Source organism: Nostoc sp., from assembly GCF_036916735.1.
In the GTDB taxonomy this organism is placed as follows: domain Bacteria; phylum Cyanobacteriota; class Cyanobacteriia; order Cyanobacteriales; family Nostocaceae; genus Nostoc.
In genome coordinates this window covers 13,334-37,107 of the sequence record NZ_JBALFV010000004.1, presented here as the reverse complement: position 1 = coordinate 37,107, position 23,774 = coordinate 13,334, and the positions used below count along the sequence as shown (strand labels likewise).

The following is a 23,774-nucleotide window of genomic DNA, read 5'->3' as shown; positions in this document are numbered from 1 at the left end:
GATCTACGCTGCTATGACGCATCTAATCTTACGTCGATTAGCCCGCAATCGTCGTTACTCTACTGCTTAATATTTATTTTATAAACACCCTCTAATAGATTTACAGCGTCCTTATCTTAATCCCAGTTCTGAAGATATATATAACCCAATACGCTTGGGTTAAGGCTAAAACTCTTTGTCAAATTCAATTTTTTTAACTAGGGGTTACGCACAGATAACGCAAAATCGTTGCCGCAGCCTACCACTCCAGACACAGACAAAACGGAGGAATAAAAGTTAAGAGGTATTTTGCGTAAGTCCTGTTAACGTAGACGTAAAGCAGCTTGCCGCAATCTCTACGAGATGCTATTATGCGAACGCACGTCGCGTAGAGAAATCCCTATTTCCTAATAACGAAGCCTTTAAAACTTTGACTTCAGCATTGTCAGTTGTTGTAACAGAATCACAAATGGTTGCTCAAGCCTGAAGAGTGGTTGCAGGAGAAATTCAAATAAACGCAGATTTGTTCCCTGAACCACACAACCAACCAAATTGCAATCGACTCTAAATGGTTGCTGCTACTTCTCTTATTTTGCTAATGTCAAGTCGCTAAGAACTTCTATAGCGCTCTCGTTTCGTGATTGATGCAGCAGAATAAGTTTCAGCCCAAAACTGACAGCTACAGGTGCAATACTATAATGCTTGCATAGACAATCTCTAAGACTCTGGTTGAGACAAACTTTCTTATTTTTGCAATCAAAAATTTTGTCATCAAAGTAGATTAAATAACTTTTGCGATCGCACCAAGCACCCAACCCAGGCGATCGCAATTATGGGAAAGTTAATAGAAGTGAACTATCAAAAATAACTATGATACATAAAAAACTCCCCTCTGGAATGAAGGTTTTTTTGGCAAATAGGTGTGAGCAAACAAGCCAGCTATCAAATTGATCAAAAAATTGAAAACACTCCGATGCTTAGAGTGTTCGTTAGCTCCATAGAGGATTAAGCATTGATTTGCAGCACGATTTTGCCCCGGACATGACCGCCCTGACTCAATTCCTGAGCTTGACGGGTTTCAGACAAAGAAAACGTCTGAGCAACAATCGTCTTAATCTGCCCGGAATCGAGTAAACTAGCAATCTCCTGTAGCAGCGAGTCCGAGGTTTCCATATTCATCATCTCTGCACGGATACCTCGTTCTTGAGCTTTTTGAGCATTGGGGGGAGCGGCGGTTGAAACCAGAATACCACCCGGCTTCAGCACTGAATAAGAACGCGCTTGCGTGTCGCCGCCTAACGTATCTAGAACTACATCAACATTCTCAACAACTTGTTCAAAGGGTGTGGTGCTGTAGTCAATCACTTGATCTGCACCCAGAGATCGAACAAATTCTGCATTCGCGCCTGAGGCAGTTCCAATGACGTGCGCTCCTTTCCATTTAGCAAATTGCACTGCGAACATGCCAACTCCGCCCGATGCAGCATGAATTAGCACGGTTTGACCTGGCTTGAGATCAGCATGATCAAACAGCCCTTGATAGGCAGTCATTGATACCATCGGCACTGATGCCGCTTGCACAAAATCGAGTGTCTTAGGTTTGAGCGCGATCGCATCTTGTGGAGCCGTTGCGAACTGAGCATAAGCTCCCATTTTCAATTCGCCATAAACTTCTTGACCGACTTGGAACGCTTTGACATCAACGCCGATCGCTTCCACAATGCCTGCGACATCCATTCCAGGTGTAAACGGTAAAGGCATTGGAAAAACTTCTTTCATGTAGCCTGCCCGGATTTTCCAATCGAGCGGATTGACTCCGGCAGCCTGAACTCGAATTAGTACTTCATTCGGTTGTGGTTCGGGTTGCGCGATCGTTTCTAGCATCAGTACGTCTGATTCGCCATAGTTATGAATGCGGATTGCTTGCATCATGTTACTCATCCAGATTGTTATAAAGTATCAAAAATGATCCAGTCCTGAATCCCTTGCGTTTTCAAAACGGTTTGAGCTTGTTGAAGTTCATCATCCGTTCCCTCAAGGACTATCAAATCCTGTCCTTGTGCTAACCGCTCGTTGTAAAGCTTGACTTGCTCATCGGGAATGTTCGTGCCGATCGCGGCTCCGAGTAAGCCGCCTGCAACAGCTCCATAAAAGGCTCCTGTTGCCAGTCCCACCGAGGCAGCTCTTGCTCCAGCCAAGACAATCGAGCTAATGCCTGGAATTGCTAAGGTTATTAGTCCACCTCCTAAAAAGCCGATAATACTGCCCCAACTTCCAGCATCTAACGCACCATGCTCGATCCGCTCGATTGTGCGATCGCGGGCAAATTGAGCTTCAGACTGTACAGTTGCCTCTGTTGCTTTAAGCGTCACATCTTCTGAGTTGAGGTGTTGAGCAACAACTGAAACTTTGTTCATGGGAAAATCAGCCGCTTTAAGTTGATTAAGGGCTGACTCAGTGTGTTGGCGATCGGGAAATATCCCGGCTGCATTTTTGTGTTCTAGCTCCATATTTAATGTCCTGTTTGAAAGTTTGCGATCGCAAACAAGCCCAATTTATGCTTACAAATTACTTTTCGAGGTCAGGAAATCAGCAGGCAAAAAACCTGCTTGGATTTACTGATTACTGTTATATTAAAGCCAAATGCGGATCAAGGTGAGCTAGAGTTAACGTTGCTGTACCATCTGTCAAGCTTGAAAATGGGCAAAAACAAGACTTTGATACAGTTGCGATTAAGACCAAAGGCTTAGGTAGTGTACGAAACCCAGTAGGAGCAAAACTTACTTATCTTGTGTTACCACTTAAGGAAGTAGCACAAAAGCGTTATTCTTCCTCTTTCAATTGAATGTTTGAGCAAGTGACACTATTACTTGCTCAAACATTTTTACCAGTAATCAGATAAAGTTTTCAATCAACAAATTAAATTGACTGTTTGCGCCAATTGTGCTTCTTAAGCTTTGTTTGCCAAGACTCCATGTAGGTGTAGAAAACGGGCGTCAAATAAAGTGTGAGAAACTGCGAGAACACTAATCCCCCAACTACTGCTAAACCAAGGGGGCGGCGTGTATCTGCTCCGGCTCCCAAACCGAGGGCGATAGGTAGCGTACCCATAAGTGCTGCCATTGTCGTCATCATAATTGGACGGAACCTTACTAAGCAAGCTTCATAAATAGCATCATAAGGGGTTTTGCCATTTTGACGGGCAATAATTGCAAAGTCAACCATCATGATCCCGTTTTTCTTCACAATGCCAACCAGCAGGATAATGCCCACAAAAGCGTAAATATTTAAGTCAACTTGAAACAGCAACAAGGTTAACAGTGCCCCAAATCCAGCAGAGGGTAAGCTAGAAAGAATTGTCAACGGGTGAATGAAGTTCTCGTAGAGAATCCCCAACACAATATAAATCACGAAGATGGCAACCAGTAGTAGCAGTCCTAAGCCCTGAATCGATGACTGGAATGCCTGCGCTGAACCTTGGAAGCCTGTACTAATAGTAGGTGGCAGTGTTTGACGGGCGAGTTCCTCAATTTTGCCAGTGACGTTACCGAGTGACACTCCTGGCTTCAGGTTAAAGGAGAAGGTGACAGATGCCAGTTGCCCTTTGTGGTTGATAGTCAAGGGGCCCACATCTTTGCTCAAGGTTGCTACAGCGTTGAGTGGTACAAGTTGTCCACTGGGGGCACGAACTGAGAGTAAATCTAGGGCGTTGGCATTTTGCTGATATTTTGGTTCCACGCCCATAATTACTTGATACTGGCTATCGGGGGCGTAGATGGTGGAAACTTGGCGAGTGCCATAAGCATTACTCAGAGCAGTTTCGATTTGATTAGCCGTCAAACCTAGAGCCGAAGCTTGATCGCGATTAATGTCTACTTTTACTTGTGGATTTTTGATTTGCAAATCGCTGTTGACATCTTGTAAATCTGAGAGCGATCGCAGTTTTTCTTCTAAAGCTGGAGCGTACTGGTAAAGCTCCTGAATATTGGGAGTTTGCAGAGTAAATTGATACTGTGCTTTTGTTTGTTGTCCACCGACATTAATCGCTGGGGGATTTTGTAAGAATACCTTAATTCCAGGCACACGTGACAACTTAGGTCGGAGTTCTTGGACAACTTCATCAGCACTGAGACGACCCTCATGGCGGGGCTTGAGTTCAATTAAAATTCTGCCAGCATTGGCGGAAGCATTCGGGCCACCAGCCCCAACGCTGGAGTTGATGGAATCGACATTCGGATCGCGGTAAGCGATCGCAGCTACAGCCTGTTGATGTTTTACCATTTCATCAAAGGATATATCCTCTGATGCCTGAGTAGTTGCCGTAATTTGTCCAACATCTGCGTTGGGAACAAACCCTTTAGGCACAACTATAAATAGATACACTGTCGCTAAAAGAATCGCTCCCGAAATCACCATCGTTGTACGGTGATATTTGAGTGATTTCTTTAAACTCCAATCATATCCGCCCAATATTATATTAAAAACGTTTTCTGAAAAGTTGTAGAGACGACGATTAAAGTTTTTGATTCGGGATTTTGGACTTCGGCGTGAGCGCTCAGTCGAATGATTTTGAATTTTGGATTGGGAATTGAGAATTTCTTCGCCTGCTTCCTCTGCTTCCCCTGCTCCCCCTGCTCCCTCACTCTCGAGTTCATGATGAGGTGGACTCAAGAATCTTGAACACAGCATTGGCGTCAAGCTGAGGGAAATTACCCCAGATACCAAGATGGCAACGCTGATGGTAACGGCAAACTCGCGGAATAATCTCCCCAGAATACCTTCCATGAACAGTATCGGGATAAATACTGCTACCAAAGAGATGGTCATAGATAAAATTGTGAAACCAATCTCTTTAGAACCATTTAGGGCTGCTTCCATGCGGCTTTCGCCCATTTCCATGTGGCGGACAATGTTCTCTAGCATGACTACGGCATCATCTACCACGAAACCTACTGAAAGGGTTAACGCCATCAGTGATAGATTATCGAGCGAGAAGCCCAGTAGTACCATGACCGCAAAAGTCGCTACTATCGAAAGCGGTACTGCCAAACTGGGAATGACTGTAGCAGAAATATTGCGAAGAAATAGAAAGATTACTAGTACCACTAGGGCGATGGTGAGTAACAGCGTGAATTGTACATCATCTACCGACTCCCGAATTGACTGGGAGCGATCGTAGAGAATATCCATGTTCACAGCCGCCGGAATCTGTGTCCGAAAGGTAGGTAGCAGTTTCTTGATGGCATCCACTACTTGAACGGTATTAGTTCCCGGTTGGCGCTGAATTGCTAAAACGATCGCCCGCACACCAGAATTTTGGACTTTGGCTTTTGGATTTTGGATTGAGGATTTCTCCTGTGCGCCTTTAGTGTCCTTTTTGACAGGAAAATACCAACTCGCAATCTTATCATTTTCCACGCTGTCCAAGACTTGACCTAGTTCACCTAGCTGCACTGGTGCGCCATTTTGATAAGCTACATTCAGGGAGCGATAGCTGGCGGCATCGTTGAGTTGACCGTTTGCTTGGATGGTAGAATTCTGCTGTTGACCGTAAAGTGTGCCAGTAGGTAAATTGACATTTCCGTTAGCGATCGCATCAGCTACTTCATCAATTCCTATTCCTTTGACACTCAGCGATTCCGGGTCAACTTGAATTCGTACTGCATACTTTTGGGAGCCGTACACCTGCACTTGCGCCACCCCATCTACCATTGAGAGGCGTTGTGCCAGCAATGTCTCAGCATATTTATCTACAGTTGACAAGGGCAGAATAGACGAATTGAGTGATATATAGAGAACAGGCTGATCCGCCGGATTGACCTTTCGATAAGATGGTGGATTAGGCATATTCGTGGGCAGCTGCCTCGCCGCCTTAGAAATAGCAGATTGCACATCTTGTGCTGCCCCGTCTATATCCCGATTTAGGTCAAATTGCAGCGTAATCTGGGCACTACCCAAAGAACTGGTAGAGTTCATCGAACTCACTCCCGCGATGCTAGAAAACTGCTGCTCTAAAGGAGTTGCTACTGAGGCAGCCATCGTTTCTGGGCTTGCTCCGGGCAGGTTAGCTGTTACCTGAAGTGTTGGATAATCCACATTAGGCAGGTCGCTAACGGGTAGCTGTTGGTAACCGATCAGCCCAAATATCAAAATGCCAACCATAACTAAGGTTGTCATGATTGGTCGCCGGATAAATAGCTCAGAAATGTTCATCGCGTTCCCTTCAATAAGTGCTGAGTGAGGAGTGAGGAGTGAAAAATGAGGAGTTTACCTTTCTCCCCCTGCTCCCCCTGCTCCCTGCCCACCTGCCCCTCTGCTTCCTACTTCCGGTTTCACTTGGACTGTGGCACCAGGTACTAGGTTGAATTGTCCATCAGTGACTACTTGTTCGCCTGGGTTCAACCCTTGCTTAATTACCGTTTCGTTCCCAACGGTGTCACCTACCTTAATTGAACGCATTTCTGCTGTTTTGTCAGGTTTGACTACATAGAGAAACTGCCCCTGTTGTCCACTCTGTACCGCTTGAGAAGGAACAGTAATGGCATTTGGTTCTTGGCTCAGTTTGAGTACTACATTGACAAACTGTCCTGGATACAGGCGTTCGTCAGCGTTGGTAAAAGTTCCCTTAAGTTGAATTGTGCCTGTTTGGGTATTGACTCCATTATCAACAAAGGTGAGTTCGCCTCGTACCGGATGCCCTGGATCTTTAGGAGGTAAAGCATCGATTTCTAACTTACCGTTAGCACTATATTTTTTGATGTCTGGCAGCAGTCGCTGGGGAATGAAAAAGTTAACGTAAATCGGGCGAATTTGGCTGATTGTAATTAACGGATCGGTGGCATTCGCCTGTACTAAGTTGCCTTGATTTAGCTTCAGGCTGCCTGTACGTCCGGCAATTGGTGAGTAAATGGAACTATAAGAAAGCTGAACTTTGGCATTAGCGATCGCAGCTTCATCTGCCACTACTACCGCCTGAGCATTTTGGACATCTGCTTGGGCTGCTGCCACTGCTGCCTGAGCATTTGCCACTCCACCTTGATCTGCTTTCACTGTTGCCTGTTGAGCATTAGCAGTAGTCTGATACTGTTCGGCCTGTTCTTTACTGATTGCCCCTTGCTTGAGCAAACTGGCATAACGTCGAGCCTGCACATTTGCGTTTGTTGACTGGGACTTATCCTTTAGAACGTTCGCTTTTGCCTGGTTCACCTGGGCGATCGCTTGTAGCACATTTGCCTTTGCCTGTTTCACCTGCGCTAAATCTTTAGCTTTGGCAGCATTAGCTTGCATCAGTGCGGCTTGTAGAGGGCGGGAATCAATTATAAATAACAAGTCTCCTTTATTAACGTTCTGTCCTTGCTGAAAATAGACTCCCGTAAGTTGTCCACCCACCTGAGACTTGACAGATACAGTAGAATATGCCTCTACAGTTCCCGTAGCCGATAACTGTATTGGAATCGTTTTTTGAGCCGCAGTAGCAACCACAACTGGCACAGCTCGTTTTTTTCCTGCTTCTTTTCCAGTTGATTCGGCTTCGGAAGCATTACAGGCACTAGACAAGTAGGCTATACCTAATATAAGTAGCGATAACCGCCCTCTTTGAATAACGCTCTGAAAACGAGGAACAGTTTGAGCAGCCAAGGACGAAGGCTTTATCGTCTGAACAGGGGCTAAACAGCGCATATCAACAATTCTGGGGGAAAGGGGAAAGCACAGATACGTACTAGCTTGTCATTAGACATCGCATTTTCTGCAAAATGTTAGTTGTGATTAATTCTGATTAGAAAAGCATAATATTAGCTAAACTAACCATTAGTTTACTAAGTAATTACTTTTTTCGCCTACCCCTTTAGGAAAGAAATTGTTGTAAAACTTGATGTGACTTTATTTTACGAAGGCGTAGTTTACCGCCATAGGCATCGCAGTTTGTCTTTCAGCCAGAATAAATATTTTGGCTCATCCCACAGTTACAAAAACATCGCTTGTCTTTGTGACACTCTCCTGCAATCGCTTGTTTTCATAAAAAGCCATGCAAAAATCAAAGTCATTAGTACCAATGACTAATGACCAATGACAAATGATAAATTTAAGCAGCACAAAAAATTGGGGCAGGTTTGGAACCCACCCCGATTGCTTCTGATATACTGCGCCCAACGGCTGTTGCTACAGGCTTTAAACTATCAACTAAATGCACCATATCTTCTAAAGAAAGTGCTTGACGGGCATCAGAAACAGATTTTTCTGGTTCTGGGTGACATTCAATAATTAATCCATCAGCACCGCAAGCGATCGCAGCTCTAGCCACAGGTGCTACCAGTTCTCGTTTCCCAACCGCATGGGAGGGATCTACAATCACAGGCAGGTGAGTTATTTGCTTGAGTGCTGCCACTGCCCCTAAATCCAGGACGTTGCGGGTGTAATCATCGAAACTGCGGATACCTCTTTCGCACAACACCACATTAGGATTTCCGTGGCTGAGAATGTATTCAGCAGCCATAACGAATTCTTCAATTGTCGCTGCTAACCCACGTTTAAGCAGTATTGGTTTACCAGCTTGCCCCAAAGCTTTGAGCAAATCGAAGTTTTGCATATTGCGGCTACCAACTTGAAGCATATCAGCGTGGGCGGCGACTACTTCAATTTGTGAAATTGACATAACTTCGGTGACAACTGGCATATTGTAATGCGATCGCACCCTTGCCAAAATCTCCAATCCTTCTTCTCCCATACCCTGGAAAGCGTAGGGAGATGTGCGGGGTTTGTAGACACCGCCACGCAACCCCTGCACCGATGCAGTAGATAGCTTTTGAGCGACTATCTCCATTTGTTCTAAGCTTTCAACAGTGCAGGGGCCACCGATAATTACCAGTTCTTTGCCCCCGAAAGCGACTTTTTTTGAGATTTTAACGATTGTTTGGTGGTTCGGATGAGATTGTGCGGCAAGTTTGGCGTTAATCATGATTCTATTCTCCTAAAAAAATTATTGGACACTATTTTGCGATAACAAAAAAGCCCGGAACCTTTGAGGAGTTCCGGGCGCGTTCTGAATCATCGACATGACGCTATCTACCCGGAACTTAGTCTGGGCCAAAAGTAAAAGCCATAAAACCAGCTATTCAAATAAGTCATGACAATGAAATTCTCCTTAAAACAATAAAAACCGCAGAGTTCGCTCTGCGGTTCACCGGGGGGTTTCCGTTAGGAAACTTAATTCACTCCCGGTGAACCACCCTAGACCAAAAATAAAAGTAGAAATTTGTGTGAAGCATTTGTGGGGCTTTTGTTGTAAAACTTAAGAAATATGCCTATTTATAATAACATTAACAGGAAAAGTAAGCGGTGTCAAGACCCCCATAAACCTTAAAAAAGCGATAGACTCAGTATAAATGTGGGAGTAAAAGACTAGTAACGCTCTGCAAAATTCAAAATCACGCCCTACTCTAATTGTGTAGTAAAGTGCTAGTTGCTTGTTTGCGTAGACGAAGAAAGCTGTTTGTCATTAAATATCACCATAGTTAATAAAGTTACAAATTATTGTTGTGTCATGACTAATGAATAGTGTAGATGAGCAAAAATCAATGGTGAAAAATCTAAAAATTCAGAATCTGGCGATTCTCTAAAGCAATAGAATACAGCTAAATCAAAGTTATCAGAGATAACTTTAAACGGTGACTTCTAAGAGACAGAAGTTTAAAAAGCCAGGATTGAGAAGTTAAAATATATAATTCTCCTGACTTATCATCTCCCCTTACGAAGCTTATTGTAAACAATTGACGATCGCCATACATTATTTCTACCCAAGTCCTCATTGACTAGATCAACTTTTTAGGATCATTCAGTTTGATTATGCCCAGTTCCAAAATCTTAGTCCAATCTTTCGACTATTATGGAGTTTACCCCTGCCCAGTCTGTCGGATAGGTAAGATTTCTCACATGCCATTGATGGAAGCTATGGCTTGTGACTTTTGTCAAGAGATTTTTACAGTCAACTTAGAACTAGAGCAAATTAAGATGCCTTCTAGGCAACCACCCTTAATTTGGCGTTGGAATGGGTTTAGTTGGACAGAAGGCCAGTTGGAAGGTGTGGAATTAGGTTGGGGTTATGGACTAGCAGCAGCAGTTTTTGTAATTCTTCCCACTACTCTAATTGGCATAGTAGCTTACTATTTTCCTGCTAATCTCAAAGAACCCATTACGTGGACGCCATATATTTGGACGATATTAACTTTCTTATCACATCTATCAATTATTGTTTGGATTGTGATTGAAATTTATCAGATTCCAGTTGCAGCATATTTGAGAGGGATCGCGCGATGGAGAAATGGGGAGATGGGGAGATGAGGGACTGGGGACACTTCGATAAACTCAGTGCATCGCTGGGGACTAGGGGGATGAAAAAGATAACAGAGAGAAATATTGAACAAGTTTCTTCCAAATCCCCAATCCCCAATAACAAATAATGCAGCGAATAAATGGCTCCATCACTCATAATTAAGTTGATTGTCCACCAAAATATCGTATGAGCGATCTGGAGCACTACTATAGAATTTTGGAATTAGAGCCTGGAGCAACACTTGAGGAAGTGAACCAGGCTTACAAAGATTTAGTCTTTGTTTGGCATCCCGATCGCATTCCCAAAGACAATCTCCGTTTACAGCAGAAAGCACAAGACAAGCTCAAAGCCATAAATGAAGCTCGTGAAAAATTGCGCTCTCTAAAAACCAAACATCAAACCACACATCAAACCACATATCACTCACCGCCACCTCAACAGGAAAAACCATCTCAAACAATCCAGAAACCACCCCAGAAACCACCAAAGCAAAACTCAGACTTGAGTGGCAAAGACTACAGTCGGGCAAATTTGAGCAATAAAGACTTATCTGGTAGAAATCTGAGTTATGCCAATTTGAGTGGGGCTAATCTCAGCGATACTTTCATGCACAAAGTCAACCTCAGAGGAGCGAATTTATCTGAAGCAAATTTATTTCGGGCAAACCTACTTTTAGCGGATCTTAGAGAGGCGAATTTACGTGCTGCTAATTTGATTGGAGCGGATCTTAGTGGGGCGGACTTACGAGGAGCCGACTTAACGGGAGCGCGGATTCGTTCTGGTGAGCGCCTTCTGGTTAAATTAGTTGGTACTAACTTAGCAGGGGCAATTATGCCTGATGGTTCAATTTATCAATAGCTGAGGCTCCCCTAAAGTACTAAAGTGAAAAAGTTCGTAGTAAGGACTTTAGTCCTTGATTTTTAAGCACTTCAGTGCTTACTACAATACCCTCAAAATTAAAACATACGTGATTTTTGACTTTTGATATCATGTCCGGTGAATCACTTATGATTACCGTATCTGTGCAAAAATTGGAAAAGCCTTTTTCTCCCTGCTCCCTGCCCACAGCAAGAACTGCGCTCTAAATGATAAGTCTTTAGCCGGACATGATATGACTTCCGCCTTGCGGTACTAGCTTCATCCCTACAACTTGCCTGTAAAATCAAATATGATACCTCAAGGCTTTTAAGCACTGTGAACTTTTTTATCGGTTGTGCTGTTTGGGCATATAAAGGTTGGGTGGGTGAACTCTATCCCCAAGGCACTCGCACTGCCGATTTTCTCCATCTCTACAGTCGTCGCTTCACCACTGTAGAAGGTAACACCACCTTTTATGCCGTACCTAACCAAGAAACTGTAACCCGTTGGGCTGCCGAAACACCAACAGGTTTTGAATTTTGTCTGAAATTACCGCGAGATATTACCCATCAAGGATTGCTGAAACCTTATATTCCGGCCGCATTAAAATTTCTGGAAGGGATGCGCCCTTTAGGTAAGCGTCTTGGCCCGATATTTGCCCAGTTACCACCCAGTTATGCACCTGCATTGCTTGACGATTTGACCAACTTTCTGGAAGCTTGGCCGCGTACAGAAGCACCTCTAGCGTTAGAAGTTCGGCATCCCGACTGGTTCAGAGAACCCCATGCGAGTAATTTGACAGCGCTTTTAGAAAGGCTGGGTGTGGGACGGGTATTGTTAGACTCGCGCCCCATTTATACTGGAGATGATGACCCCCAGTTGCAATCAGAACGACGTAAACCCAAATTACCGTTGCAATTGAGTGTGACAGCACCTTTTACTCTGATTCGGTTTATTTCTCATCCAAATTTATCAGTGAATCAGCCGTTTATGGAAGAGTGGGTAAAGCAGATTCAGCAATGGTTACAGATGGGAGTGCGAATTTATTTTTTTGTTCATTGTCCAATAGAAGCGCGCTCGCCTAACACAGCCCGTCACTTGCAACAGCTATTGGAACAGAGTAATACACCAGTTTCACCCTTACCTTGGAATAATCTTGAGCATCCCCCTAATCAACTCAGTTTATGGTCTTGAAAAGCAGAATGCAAGGAGTAGGGTGAGCAGACCAATAGAATGAGATTTATAATTTTTTAACTTTTATTAAATATCTAATGTTTAGTAATTAAAAAAAGAGCGATAATTAGTGCTACGATAGTTTTTTGTTAAAGCTTGATATTCTTTTTTGCTTGACAAAAAAGATAATAACTCTCTTTGTTAAATGGCGGTGAGAGCTTAGGCGATATATGAATATATTTAACAGAAAAGTATTGATTTTTAATGTGAATGTGATTTAAGCGAATTTTTTGAGAGCAGTTACACCAAAGGAGGTTGAGATGAATCGTCTTCTTTATGAAAATTCAGTTTCTTACAAAGGATATCTTATCATTCCATTTGTTTTTGGTAAACTTGATAATTACGAGATTTATTCGTATAAGTTGTTATCGGAGGTTGGACGCACCAGCCAATTTCATAAGGCAGAAAACCCAGCAAAAATATATGGAAATAGTGTTAGTAATATCATTGATATTGCTAAAGAAGATATAGATCAAAATTCAGAGGTTGTTAGTCACAAAGATAGTTTTAAGTCTCGCTATATTTACCGAAACAATTTGATAATCATTTTCCAAGAAGGAGACAAATATTTTTACGATCATTATCCACCAGAGTTATTAAACAATATTGCAGCTCCAAAATTATTCCAATCCGAATATGAATGTCTAAGTTGGATTAAACAAGGGTTAAACGGGCAACATCCCCGGCAAAGAGCTATTTGAAGAAGGCAGGATTTAGTCCTTAAAACAAGCTGAATTATGGTTTTAAGAACTAACTTCTCTACTTTAGTAAGTTAAAATATGCTATGGATTTTTCATTTGTGCCAGAAGCAGCACGAGCCGAAGTTATCCGCTCCACACGTTGGCAATAAAGTATTATATGCTGCTGCGATCGCCATCTCAATTGCAGTTGGTCAACATTGGTTTTTGCTCTATTGAACTGGATATGATAGCTAATTCCGACGGTTGGTAGTATGAGCGGGGGGCATTGGGCATTGGCAAGAGACAAGGGGACAAGGAAAATCGGCGACAAGGCAAAGGGAAAGACGGCGTTACAAGTTCTAACTTTTGTCCCCTTGTCCCCTTGCCTCCCTCATTTCCCATTCCTTACTCCTCATTCCCTATTCCCTATTCCCTTTGATTTTTATTTGCTCTAGACTCAACCTTAATTACCACTTGAAGAATGATTAAGAAAAACGAGTATAGACAAAGATGATAAAAATGCTATCTGAAAACTTGATGGGAATTGAGACAAGCTTACAAATTAATTGGGTTTGGCTAAATGCCAGCTTGCAGTTTCTTACTTGGGGAGTTTTTTCACTTTTACTCACTGAGGTCTTGAGAGACAGCTATCATGCTTTGTGTCACCAAGTCAATTGGCTTGCTAAATGGCACAACAAGCACCACATGGCTTATCGCCGCGATTTATCGATAGTTTCTCTGAAAGTTTATCAAGAATCCCAACTCTATCACGACATTTTAGAGTCGAGTCTACTGCTAGTGGTATTAGTAGTTATTGCCTTAATTGTCCAGCAAATGGGATTATGGCTGGGAGTAGCTTATGCTTGCACCTTCTTATATGGCGCATCTGTACGATATTTCCAGGGAAAAATTGATACAGATTACAACCACCTACCCGGCCCTTTAGAGACAATTCCATCCATTTGGTGGGTGAATCGGTCTTACCATTGGCGGCATCATTTTGATGATGTCAATGCCTACTACAGTGGTGTCTTTCCTCTAGTGGATAAAATTCTTGGCACAGGACTGTCTCTCAAGGGTAAAACCATCGCTTTAACCGGAGCATCAGGAGCGTTGGGACAAGCATTAGCGGCTGAACTTGTAAAGAATAATGTTAAAGTCGTGGCATTAACCACTAATCCAGAAAAATTAGTCGAGCAAGTCGGGGTGAAGGTGGTTCCCTGGCAGTTGGGTAATGAAGCCAATTTGAGGGATAGTTTAGAGAAAGTAGATATTTTAATTATCAACCACGGAATCAATGTCTACGCCAGCCGAACATCGGAGGCTATCAACTCTTCTTATCAGGTAAATACGTTTTCAGCATTGCGGTTGATGGATATATTTTTGACAACTGTAACAGGGCCACAAGCAAAAGCAACCAAGGAAATTTGGGTAAACACTTCTGAGGCTGAGGTTTCTCCAGCACTGAGTCCACTTTATGAACTCAGTAAAAGAGCGCTAGGAGATATTATTACCCTTAAGCGTTTGGACGGAGATTGTGTAATTCGCAAATTAATTCTTGGCCCGTTTAAGAGTCAACTGAATCCTTATGGAGTGATGTCTGCACAGCAAGTTGCTCGTGCTATCTTATTTTTGGCACGGCGCGACTTCCGAAATATTATTGTGGCAATAAATCCTCTCACTTATCTGCTGTTTCCATTAAAGGAAACTAGTACATCGCTATACTATCGACTTTTTAGCCGGACTGCGAAAAGTGAACAGGACTTACGCAAACAATAGCCGAAACCCTTATTTTCAGGTAGGGGCAATTCATGAATTGCCCCTATCGCGTGTAGTTTTGCGTAAGCGTAGTTTGTCGCAAATATCGCTTTAAGTAACTGCTAATTATTGAATGCTAAAAAACCTCTGCTTATGCACTTTTAAAATGTAAAGGCTATTTTATTCTAAATTTTGAGGAATTATTACCCTAATATAAAACACTGACCGAGTAGGAATGAATTGCCGGATCTACAGTTACAATTGTTAAATTATGTCGTAAAGCTTGACAAATCAACATCCTATCAAAAGGATCGCGATGTAATAATGGTAAATTCAAGAGTTGAGCAACACTTTCTTCATCTAGGTTGAGACTACTGCATCATCAATACAACTTTTTAAATCAATTAATTCATTGGCTTTTTCATAAATTGCTGTAAGTTTATCGTTAACTTCTTTACCAAATAAAAATTCTGCTTCAAATAGTCCAGGTAAAAAACTCTTGATTTTCTCTTGTATTATTTCAGTGCTATTCATTTTAACAGAAGTGACTAAAGCCATAGCGGATACATAAATTTGTAATCGCTTGTCAGATAAGTTTTTTCTTAACTGCTGTCGATTAATTTGATATTGTTGATATGCGATATAGGCTGTGATGCAAGTGATTGGAGTAAAAGCCTTTATAAATTCATTTGGATTTTTCCAAAAAATGTCACCTATTAAAGTTGAAATAAATGGAGATAATATAAATAATAAAAATGGCATAATAATTGGTATATGTTTAAGCCAATTGAACAGTTCTATGATTATATCTAATCTATAAGCAATCAGTATAGATTTATAAATAAGGTACACACCAGCTAGGGACAAACCTATGATAGCTGGTAGATTATTAAGCACATTACTATCAATCATATATTTTAAATTATTTAATCGATATTAAAAATGTCGTTATCAGAATTGATACGGACTATGATAGCCATAATTTTATTTTTAGTCAATTTTCAAAAGGCGGGATAGAATGCAGAAAAATTTAAACAGATGCAAAACCAGTAAACTGCCGAACATAAGGTGATCTAAAACCCAAAACAATATCTGTTTTCGGCACACCTAATTCTACTAACTGATTCGCTATTCCTTCTTCAGTAAAATCGCGCTGAATCCAAATTTTTCCATCTTTAATATCTACATGAACAACACAACCATAAACCCGTTCTTCTTTTTCCCATCCTACATGAACTAAAAGATAGCGATTTCTCTGACAATCAAAAATTAGCTCTTTTTCTGTATCCTCAGATAGATGATTTTCAGTATGTTTTTCTAAAACAGTTTGCACTAATTCAGAATATTTCATTCCTTCCATAAGATAACCTCCTGCTTGCTTGGTTCAAATACAAGTAACTTTAATTTATGTTCAGCAATAACTTCTTGAATAAACTGGATCAGAAAAAATTCCCGGTACACTTCAGAAGGAACTGCTAGATATAAAAGGCGATCGGGTTGTTTTCTTCTCAAGGCAGAGCGATAGTTAAGTGTTTGTCCTAAAGCTGTATGAAATTCACTTACCTCTGATTTACCTATGAAAGATTTGACTTCAACTGCTATCTTTTGCCCTTCTTTTTCTGCTGCTAAGAGTCTTTCTGCTCCCAAATCAATATAAAATTCAATACCATCAATTGTAATAGACAAAGGATCGTGAGTAATATTCCAACTATCTTTTTCTAAAGCTAAACGAACTGCGTTGTGAAAGATATCTTTCGCTGACATGGAAACTCAAAAAAATATTTTAAATCTTATTTTACCTAATTTTTTTATAAGCTATTATATCTCGTACTATTTGCATCTTTCCTGCGGGTTCTGCTTGCAGTATGCGCGAAACATAAAAAAGGGATAAGCTCAAAAGCCTATCCCCTAAAAAATCAATTAATCAATCATCAAGTTCCAGTAGTCCAAGAATTGATGTACTCAATTTGATCTGGTGTTAGGCTATCAATCTTAATTCCAATAGCCTCCAACTTGAGTCGAGCAATTTCTTTATCTACATCAATGGGAATTGAATGCAAGCCAGGTTCCAGCTTACCCTTATTCTTCACTAAGTATTCAACAGCTAAAGCCTGGTTGGCAAAGCTCATATCCATAACTGCACTGGGATGTCCTTCAGCCGCAGCCAGGTTAATCAAACGTCCTTGTCCAAGAACGACAACCGATTTACCAGTTGTTAACTTATACTCTTCGGTGAAGGGACGGACTTCCTTGATTTCCTTAGCTTGAGAAGCCAAGTATTTCAAGTCAAGTTCAATATCAAAGTGACCAGAGTTACAAACGATCGCACCGTCTTTCATCACATCGAAATGCTCGGCGCGAATTACGTGCTTGTTACCTGTAACTGTAACAAACAAGTCGCCAACTTGAGCAGCTTCTGCCATTGGTAGAACGCGGAAACCATCCATTACAGCTTCAATTGCCTTGATGGGGTCAATTTCGGTAACAACTACATTACCACCTAGACCACGGGCGCGCAGGGCTGTACCTTTACCACACCAGCCATAACCAACTACGACAATGGTTTTACCAGCCAGCAGAATATTTGTGGCGCGGATAATGCCGTCTAGGGTCGATTGCCCAGTACCATAGCGATTATCAAAGAAGTGCTTGGTGTCGGCATCGTTGACGTTCACTGCGGGGAAGGTGAGAACGCCATCTTTGAACATGGCCCGGAGGCGCACAATGCCGGTGGTAGTTTCTTCTGTGGTGCCAATCAAATCAGCAATTTGGTGTTGGCGTTCTTGTACCAGAGTTGCAACTACATCGCTACCGTCATCAATAATGACATTGGGGCGATGATCTAAAGCTATTTGGACGTGGCGGCTATAAGTTGCATTATCTTCGCCTTTTTGAGCAAAGACGGGAATTTCATGATCAACGACAAGGCTAGCTGCTACGTCATCTTGAGTTGATAAGGGATTGCTAGCAATTAAAAGCGCATCTGCACCACCGGCTTTCAGAGCGATCGCCAAGTGTGCTGTTTCTGTTGTAATGTGGGCGCAAGCTACAAGACGTAAACCAGTGAAGGGTTTCTCGATAGCAAAGCGATCGCGGATTTGCCGCAAAACTGGCATTTCGCGTCCAGCCCATTCAATGCGCTGTCTACCCAAGGCAGCTAGGCCGAGGTCTTTAACCTCGTGCTTTAATCGGGGAGAAGTTGCGGTCATCAAAAGTTACCTCAAAAAATAAAAAAGCTACGTAAAATTTACGCACTCTACTAGGTTATTCTACTACTGACGATTTTTGCTTGTATGAAAGCAAATCACTAGTCAATAGTCCTCAAAACTAGCTTGACGTTTGATCGGCGGAATGTCAACTTCATCCCCAGGTTCTTCCTTTTTGTTTTATCTTTGGAAAAAGTAAGACTTTTTAAGTCTTTAATCCTGATTTTAAGTACATCGTCATCTGTCTACAGATAGAAGGTGTACAAAAAAAACATCAAAATTTCATTGTCTCAAAGCAAAACTTCAACTTTAGATAGGTACATCTACCCAAAGTAATTACGCAGGATAGTTAAAGTAATGGTTAATAGATTTTACTCAAGGAGGTGTTTGAGTGCGCTTTCAATTTTTGGCGATCGCTAGTTCAATGGCCATAGCTGTTGTATCTGTGCCAAAAGCCACAGCCCAAATTCCATTGTTACCGCAGCTGCTACAAGCTCCTAGCAGTGTGAGTAATGATTCAAATAGTAGACTTGTTACAGGCTGGATTTATTTAGATGGTCGTCGGTTATTTCAGATAGCGGCATCTAAAACTAACTTTCCTGAGCGTTCAGAAGATATCCAAAATAAGTTGGAGAAAATTGCCCAAAATTACTTTCAGTCGCCAGCAAAAACATCAGTCAAGATAGATATTCGGGAAGTAAACCAATTACCAGTAATTTATGTCAACGACCAATACCTAATGACCGTCACTTCTGAGGATGCTGGACTTCGAGAAGTAGATATATCGACATCGGCAAATCAAGTTAAAGAATCGTTACAAGAAGACTTGCAACAAGCAAAGCAAGAAAGACAAACTCAATTTTTAATCGAGCAAGGCAAAATTGCTGCGGGCATTGGACTGACAATGATTATCATGAGTTGGGGGGTATATAGCTGGCAAAGGCGTTCCAAAAACGATGCAATATACTCCCTTGCCTCCCAATCGCCTAGAGGTTCTGTAAACTCCCCAATTTCACCAGCAGCCGAACCAATTACAACACAACTGAATCAACAGCAACATAAACATATTCAAGAAGTCAAGAGACAATTATTTCAGTTAACTCAAGCCGGAATTTGGGGAGGTGGAAGTTTCTTTATCTTGGGTCTATTTCCCTACACACGACCATTTCAGGTAGGGATTCTCACAGTTGCCCAATTTCCTTTGCGATTAAGTGTTGTGTTGCTGGGAACTTACGTAGCAATCCGTCTCATCTATGCCCTGATTGACCGCTTTACCACCACTTTGATTAGCAGTAGTGTTTTATTGACTCCAGAAAGTTCTGAACGACTGCAACTGCGAGTTTCTACATTTTCTGGCGTGACTAAAAGCATTGCTACTGGTATCTGCATAGGAATAGGCTTTTTGCTAGCACTGGTGTCATTGGGAATAGATATCGTTCCCTTGCTAGCGGGTGTGAGTTTAGTTGGTGTTGCAGTGTCTCTAGCTTCGCAAAACTTAATTAAAGATGCGATTAACGGTTTCTTGATTATTTTAGAAGACCAGTACGCTTTAGGCGATGTGATTACTGTGGGAGACGTGGGAGGCTTAGTAGAAAATTTAAATCTGCGGATGACCCAAGTACGCGATTCCGAAGGGCGCTTGATCACAATTCCCAATGGTGAAATTAAAGTTGTTGCCAATCTTTCTAGCCGTTGGTCACGAGCTGATTTAACGATCCCCATCGCCTACCAAGCTGATACAGAAGAGGCTTTAAAGTTGATTGAAAGTATTGGTTTTGAGATGGATAAAGATCCGCAATGGGAGCGTCAAATTTTGGAAACACCGCAAGTTTTGGGAATAGATCAATTTGGCGATCGCGGTTTGGTTATTCGTGTATGGATTAAAACACAGCCCCTCAAACAATGGGATGTAGCACGCGAGTTTCGCCGCCGTCTGAAAGTTGCCCTAGACGAAGCTGGAATTTCCATCTCTGTGCCTCAACAAGCAATTTGGGTCAATGATGAGCAATTGTTGAATTTTCAGAGTAATAGCAAAGATAATTAGAAATTTGGATTTATTACCGCCTTTTTCAGTTGATTAGACCAAACTCTAACTTCTCCTAGCTGGGGACACTTCGACTACGCTCAGTGCATCGCTGGGGAGACTTCGACTGCGCTCAGTGCATCGCTGGGGGCTGGGATAAGGAGAATAACCATACCCAATGCCCAATGCCCAATTTTGTGCGATCGCCTACACTAAACCTTAATAATCCTTATATTAATAAAAAGCTACTACCTCACTAACGAGTCTTGAACTTTTCCGTAATTTATGTTTGTCAATACCTTCATCAGACGTCCAGTCCTGACGACGGTCTGCACGTTCATTATTTTGCTGCTGGGGAGTATTTGTATTCCGATCCTTCCCATTTCTCAGCTACCAGACCTCGCCCCAGTGCAAATCACTGTTAGCTCTAACAATATTGGTGCAGATGCTCAAACAACAGAAAGCACTGTTACCAACATTATTGAACGACAAATTAATGGTGTTAAAGATGTATCTTATATATCTTCTAATACGGGTAATGATGGTTCCAGCAATATAACTGTCTCCTTCCCAACTGATGTCAATAGCGACATTGCTCAAGTAAACGTTCAAAATAAAGAAGGACTTGCTGACCCTCAATTGCCAGATACTGTTCAACGAACAGGTGTCACCGTTGAAACGGCATCGAGCAGTCTCCTTTTGGTCTATGGGTTTTACTCAGAGAATAATGAGTATGACAACATTTTTATCAGCAACTATGTCGATCTGTATATTCTCGATCAGATCAAACGGCTGCCGGGTGTAGGAAAAGCTACAATTTTTGGGGAGCGCAAATATGCCATGCGTCTTTGGCTTGACCCCAACAAGCTTGCCCAACATCAACTAACTCCTCAAGATGTGACAACTGCCCTGCAAGAACAAAATATTCAGGTAGGTGCAGGGGCAATTGGTAAGGAACCAGCACCAGATAATCAAAGCTTTGAATTTGCTTTACGGGCAACCAGTCGATTTAAAGATGCGGCTGAATTTGAGGATATGGTGCTGAAGGTAAGTCAAGGTGGCACTAATAGCACTACTAATAGTACCAGCACCACTAATAGCAGCAGTAATAGCACCCGCAATAGCACCCTAGTTAAGCTCAGAGATATCGGTCGAGTTGAACTAGGAGCAGAAAACTATTTCGCTGATGCCAAATTCACCATCCCAGGAAATGCTCCCAAGCCAGCAGTGGGTTTGGGGATATATCAACTTCCTGGTAGTAATGCTCTGGACGTTGCCCATGCAGTTGAAAACCAGATCGAAATATTAAAGAAGAGTTTTCCACCTGGACTAAAAGGACAGGTGGCATTTGATACCACTCCATTTGTAGAAATTTCCTTAGAAGAAGTTCTACATACTCTGGTTGAAGCGATTATCCTGGTGGTCTTGGTAATTTTCGTCTTTTTACAAGATTGGCGTACCACGATCATTCCCACTGTGGCGATCCCCGTTTCCCTGGTTGGGACGTGTGCAGCTCTGTTGGTTTTAGGATTTCAGATTAATACACTGACCTTGTTTGGTTTTGTGCTGGCCATTGGTCTTGTTGTCGATGATGCCATTATTGTGGTGGAGGCAGTTGCAGTCAAACTGGAGCAGGGCTTGAGACCTTTGGAGGCTGCGATGGAAGCCATGAAAGAGTTAACTGGGGCAATCATTGCCACTTCACTCGTACTTATGGCGGTATTCATTCCAGTTACATTCATTCCGGGCACAACTGGGATTGTTTATAAACAATTTGGGTTAACCGTTGCTTGCTCTATTGCCATTTCGACCTTCAATGCTTTAACTTTCTCTCCAAGTATGGCAGCCATCCTCATGCGCCCTGCTCAGACTCCACAGGGCCCTTTGGGGTGGTTTTTTTCGCAGTTTAATCGGGGATTTAGCTGGTTTACGCGCCGCTATGTCGGGTTTGTTAGTTACCTTACCCATATCAAGCCGATTGTAATTGGGGTTTTCATCACTGGTTTATTAGCAACGGCTTTGATGTACAAAGCAGTGCCTACTGGATTTATTCCAGAGGAAGATCAGGGTTACTTCTTTGTAGTTGTCCAAGGGCCTGATGGGGTTTCTTTGAAATACACCGAATCTGTGATGGATCGGGTTGTTAAAGAAGTAACATCGCTTCCCGAAGTTCAAGCTAGTTTTATGATCAGTGGCTTTGGTTTCGATGGCAATGCTTCTAATTTAGGCATTGCCTTTGCTAACCTGAAATCCTGGAAAGACAGACCTAAAGAATCTGAGTCTGTTTATGGAATACTTCAGAGGATAAACAAAAAGCTCTCTGCAATTACAGATGCTAGAGCGATCGCTGTGAATGCTCCTCCAGTTAGAGGGTTAAGTACTACAGGTGGTTTTGAGTTTATCATTCAAGACAAAACCGGAAGTGCGCCGATTCAAACCTTGGTTGATACTGCTCAAAAGTTCATTGGGGCGGCCAATAAAAACCCTGCTCTCCAACGAGTCTTCACTCAGTTCACCGCAGACACTCCTCAGTTTGACATCCAAGTAAACCGCAACCAAGCCAAAGCTCTTGGTGTCGAACTCAGCGATATCTTTGGAACATTGCAAAGTTACTTAGGGTCGCAATATGTGAATGATTTTGTGCAGGGACAGCGACAGTATCGAGTATATGTCCAAGCAGATGGGGTTTTCCGCTCTAATCCAGATGATATTGGCAAGCTGTATGTCCGCTCTGCGAGTGGGGCGATGATTCCATTGAGCAATCTGGTGAAAGTTACTCCTTTTGTGGGGCCGAAAACCATCTCCCATTACAACTTGTATAGGTCAATCAAAGTCCAAGGTGCTCCGGCTCCCGGTGCTAGTTCTGGACAGGCGATTAAAGCGATGGAGCAACTAGCAACAGAAATGTTACCTCAAGGGTTTGGTTATGAGTGGACAGGGACTTATCTCCAGGAAAAGACATCTGGGGGATCTACAGGCTTGATTTTTGCCTTCGCCTTCATTATTGTCTTTCTGGTGCTGTCAGCTCAGTATGAAAGCTACATTGACCCGATCATTATTTTGCTGACAGTTCCCCTTGCAGTTTTGGGAGCGATGACGGCGATTTGGCTACGTTCCAATATTTTCATGGCAAGTAGCCTTTTCCCGAAAGTGGTGGATGATATCTATTGCCAGGTAGGTCTAGTGACTTTAATTGGTCTAGCTGCCAAGAACGCAATTTTGGTTGTGGAATTTGCCAATCAACTGCATGAGCAGGGCATGAACTACACGCGCGCGGCAGTGAAAGCGGGGCAAGAACGTCTGCGACCGATCTTAATGACTTCCTTTGCCGCGCTGTTAGGATTTTTGCCCTTGGTGATCTCTCAAGGGGCTGGAGCCAGCAGCCGTTGGTCTTTAGGAACAGCGCTCTTTGGGGGGCTGATGCTTTCAACGTTCCTGAGTTTATTCTTAGTGCCAATTTTGTATATTTTGGTTAAGAGCTTGGCCCAGGCTGTATTTTATCAGAAGCGATCGGGTGGCTCAAACCCTCCAGATTCTCCAAATGCAACTTCAGGATCTGAACATAGAGTTTTGCCTGCTGGCTCAACTCAGCCAGAGACACAGCTAAGGTCTCAGCAAGATGGGATAACCTAATTTTTGTTCCTAAATCTCTCTAGCAAAGTGCCTAATTTGAAGGTTTGTAGTAAGCACTTTAGTGCTTATAAAAT

18 protein-coding genes are annotated in these 23,774 nt (G+C 42.4%); 8 read left to right on the top strand and 10 right to left on the bottom strand.

Translation table 11 applies throughout. The annotated features are described in order from the left end of the window. Positions 1-984 precede the first annotated feature (984 nt). The 5 genes from V7L20_RS02175 to aroF all read right to left on the bottom strand — a co-directional run bounded on the left by V7L20_RS02175 (position 985) and on the right by aroF (position 8,935). The gene (locus V7L20_RS02175) at positions 985-1,911 is read right to left on the bottom strand and encodes an NADP-dependent oxidoreductase (RefSeq protein ID WP_334742489.1); all 927 of its coding nucleotides are present in this window, start codon (positions 1,909-1,911) and stop codon (positions 985-987) included. A gap of 17 nt (positions 1,912-1,928) precedes the next feature. Beyond that, the gene (locus V7L20_RS02170) at positions 1,929-2,489 is read right to left on the bottom strand and encodes a hypothetical protein (RefSeq protein ID WP_334742488.1); all 561 of its coding nucleotides are present in this window, start codon (positions 2,487-2,489) and stop codon (positions 1,929-1,931) included. A 409-nt stretch (positions 2,490-2,898) separates the two neighbouring features. Beyond that, positions 2,899-6,192: an efflux RND transporter permease subunit gene (locus V7L20_RS02165; RefSeq protein ID WP_334742487.1), complete on the bottom strand. Its 3,294-nt coding sequence runs from the start codon at positions 6,190-6,192 to the stop codon at positions 2,899-2,901. Positions 6,193-6,246: 54 nt separating this feature from the next. Beyond that, a complete protein-coding gene (locus V7L20_RS02160) occupies positions 6,247-7,659 on the bottom strand; it encodes an efflux RND transporter periplasmic adaptor subunit (RefSeq protein WP_334742486.1) in 1,413 nt (470 codons plus the stop codon). A gap of 403 nt (positions 7,660-8,062) precedes the next feature. Then, complete coding sequence (gene aroF / locus V7L20_RS02155) at positions 8,063-8,935, bottom strand: 3-deoxy-7-phosphoheptulonate synthase (RefSeq protein ID WP_334742485.1); 873 nt, start codon at positions 8,933-8,935, stop codon at positions 8,063-8,065. Positions 8,936-9,822: 887 nt separating this feature from the next. On the opposite strand from aroF, the gene V7L20_RS02150 reads away from it, so the two are divergent. From V7L20_RS02150 to V7L20_RS02125, 6 genes are all read left to right on the top strand, one after another. Further along, a complete protein-coding gene (locus V7L20_RS02150; protein ID WP_334742484.1) occupies positions 9,823-10,317 on the top strand; it encodes a hypothetical protein in 495 nt (164 codons plus the stop codon). Positions 10,318-10,495: 178 nt separating this feature from the next. Beyond that, a complete protein-coding gene (locus tag V7L20_RS02145) occupies positions 10,496-11,167 on the top strand; it encodes a pentapeptide repeat-containing protein (RefSeq protein WP_334742483.1) in 672 nt (223 codons plus the stop codon). A gap of 336 nt (positions 11,168-11,503) precedes the next feature. Further along, positions 11,504-12,361 (top strand): DUF72 domain-containing protein, encoded by an 858-nt coding sequence (locus V7L20_RS02140; RefSeq protein ID WP_334742482.1) that lies wholly within the window; start codon positions 11,504-11,506, stop codon positions 12,359-12,361. Between the two features lie 299 nt (positions 12,362-12,660). Further along, positions 12,661-13,101: a hypothetical protein gene (locus tag V7L20_RS02135; RefSeq protein WP_334742481.1), complete on the top strand. Its 441-nt coding sequence runs from the start codon at positions 12,661-12,663 to the stop codon at positions 13,099-13,101. Between the two features lie 78 nt (positions 13,102-13,179). Continuing rightward, positions 13,180-13,317, top strand: a complete 138-nt coding sequence (locus tag V7L20_RS02130; protein WP_334742480.1) for a hypothetical protein — start codon at positions 13,180-13,182, stop codon at positions 13,315-13,317. Positions 13,318-13,590: 273 nt separating this feature from the next. Beyond that, complete coding sequence (locus V7L20_RS02125) at positions 13,591-14,859, top strand: bifunctional sterol desaturase/short chain dehydrogenase (RefSeq protein ID WP_334742479.1); 1,269 nt, start codon at positions 13,591-13,593, stop codon at positions 14,857-14,859. Between the two features lie 187 nt (positions 14,860-15,046). Here V7L20_RS02125 and V7L20_RS02120 read toward each other — a convergent pair whose 3' ends face one another. From V7L20_RS02120 to ahcY, 5 genes are all read right to left on the bottom strand, one after another. After that, positions 15,047-15,175 carry a hypothetical protein gene (locus V7L20_RS02120; protein ID WP_334742478.1) on the bottom strand — a complete coding sequence of 43 codons (129 nt, stop codon included), beginning with the start codon at positions 15,173-15,175 and terminating at the stop codon, positions 15,047-15,049. Positions 15,176-15,198: 23 nt separating this feature from the next. Then, on the bottom strand, positions 15,199-15,750 hold the full coding sequence (locus V7L20_RS02115; RefSeq protein WP_334742477.1) for a hypothetical protein: 552 nt from the start codon (positions 15,748-15,750) through the stop codon (positions 15,199-15,201). A 118-nt stretch (positions 15,751-15,868) separates the two neighbouring features. After that, positions 15,869-16,198, bottom strand: coding sequence for a XisI protein (locus V7L20_RS02110; protein WP_334742476.1), 330 nt, complete (start codon positions 16,196-16,198; stop codon positions 15,869-15,871). Then, positions 16,186-16,602, bottom strand: coding sequence for a XisH family protein (locus V7L20_RS02105; RefSeq protein WP_334742475.1), 417 nt, complete (start codon positions 16,600-16,602; stop codon positions 16,186-16,188). Before V7L20_RS02105 ends, V7L20_RS02110 begins: the two co-directional genes overlap by 13 nt. 167 nt (positions 16,603-16,769) lie before the next feature. Next, entirely contained in the window at positions 16,770-18,047 is a 1,278-nt protein-coding gene (gene ahcY / locus V7L20_RS02100; protein ID WP_334742474.1) for an adenosylhomocysteinase, read from the bottom strand. Between the two features lie 388 nt (positions 18,048-18,435). Between ahcY and V7L20_RS02095 the strand changes: the two genes are divergently transcribed. Together V7L20_RS02095 and V7L20_RS02090 are read left to right on the top strand one after the other, a co-directional pair. Then, positions 18,436-20,088: a mechanosensitive ion channel family protein gene (locus V7L20_RS02095; protein WP_334742473.1), complete on the top strand. Its 1,653-nt coding sequence runs from the start codon at positions 18,436-18,438 to the stop codon at positions 20,086-20,088. A gap of 264 nt (positions 20,089-20,352) precedes the next feature. Then, positions 20,353-23,700 (top strand): efflux RND transporter permease subunit, encoded by a 3,348-nt coding sequence (locus V7L20_RS02090; protein WP_334742472.1) that lies wholly within the window; start codon positions 20,353-20,355, stop codon positions 23,698-23,700. Positions 23,701-23,774 lie beyond the last annotated feature (74 nt).

Bases quoted from the DNA above. Each gene is read 5' to 3' on its own strand.
- V7L20_RS02175 (WP_334742489.1), bottom strand. From the start codon at position 1,911: ATGATGCAAGCAATCCGCATTCATAACTATGGCGAATCAGACGTACTG.
- V7L20_RS02170 (WP_334742488.1), bottom strand. From the start codon at position 2,489: ATGGAGCTAGAACACAAAAATGCAGCCGGGATATTTCCCGATCGCCAA.
- V7L20_RS02165 (WP_334742487.1), bottom strand. From the start codon at position 6,192: ATGAACATTTCTGAGCTATTTATCCGGCGACCAATCATGACAACCTTA.
- V7L20_RS02160 (WP_334742486.1), bottom strand. From the start codon at position 7,659: ATGCGCTGTTTAGCCCCTGTTCAGACGATAAAGCCTTCGTCCTTGGCT.
- aroF (WP_334742485.1), bottom strand. From the start codon at position 8,935: ATGATTAACGCCAAACTTGCCGCACAATCTCATCCGAACCACCAAACA.
- V7L20_RS02150 (WP_334742484.1), top strand. From the start codon at position 9,823: ATGCCCAGTTCCAAAATCTTAGTCCAATCTTTCGACTATTATGGAGTT.
- V7L20_RS02145 (WP_334742483.1), top strand. From the start codon at position 10,496: ATGAGCGATCTGGAGCACTACTATAGAATTTTGGAATTAGAGCCTGGA.
- V7L20_RS02135 (WP_334742481.1), top strand. From the start codon at position 12,661: ATGAATCGTCTTCTTTATGAAAATTCAGTTTCTTACAAAGGATATCTT.
- V7L20_RS02130 (WP_334742480.1), top strand. From the start codon at position 13,180: ATGCTATGGATTTTTCATTTGTGCCAGAAGCAGCACGAGCCGAAGTTA.
- V7L20_RS02125 (WP_334742479.1), top strand. From the start codon at position 13,591: ATGATAAAAATGCTATCTGAAAACTTGATGGGAATTGAGACAAGCTTA.
- V7L20_RS02115 (WP_334742477.1), bottom strand. From the start codon at position 15,750: ATGATTGATAGTAATGTGCTTAATAATCTACCAGCTATCATAGGTTTG.
- V7L20_RS02110 (WP_334742476.1), bottom strand. From the start codon at position 16,198: ATGGAAGGAATGAAATATTCTGAATTAGTGCAAACTGTTTTAGAAAAA.
- V7L20_RS02105 (WP_334742475.1), bottom strand. From the start codon at position 16,602: ATGTCAGCGAAAGATATCTTTCACAACGCAGTTCGTTTAGCTTTAGAA.
- ahcY (WP_334742474.1), bottom strand. From the start codon at position 18,047: ATGACCGCAACTTCTCCCCGATTAAAGCACGAGGTTAAAGACCTCGGC.
- V7L20_RS02090 (WP_334742472.1), top strand. From the start codon at position 20,353: ATGTTTGTCAATACCTTCATCAGACGTCCAGTCCTGACGACGGTCTGC.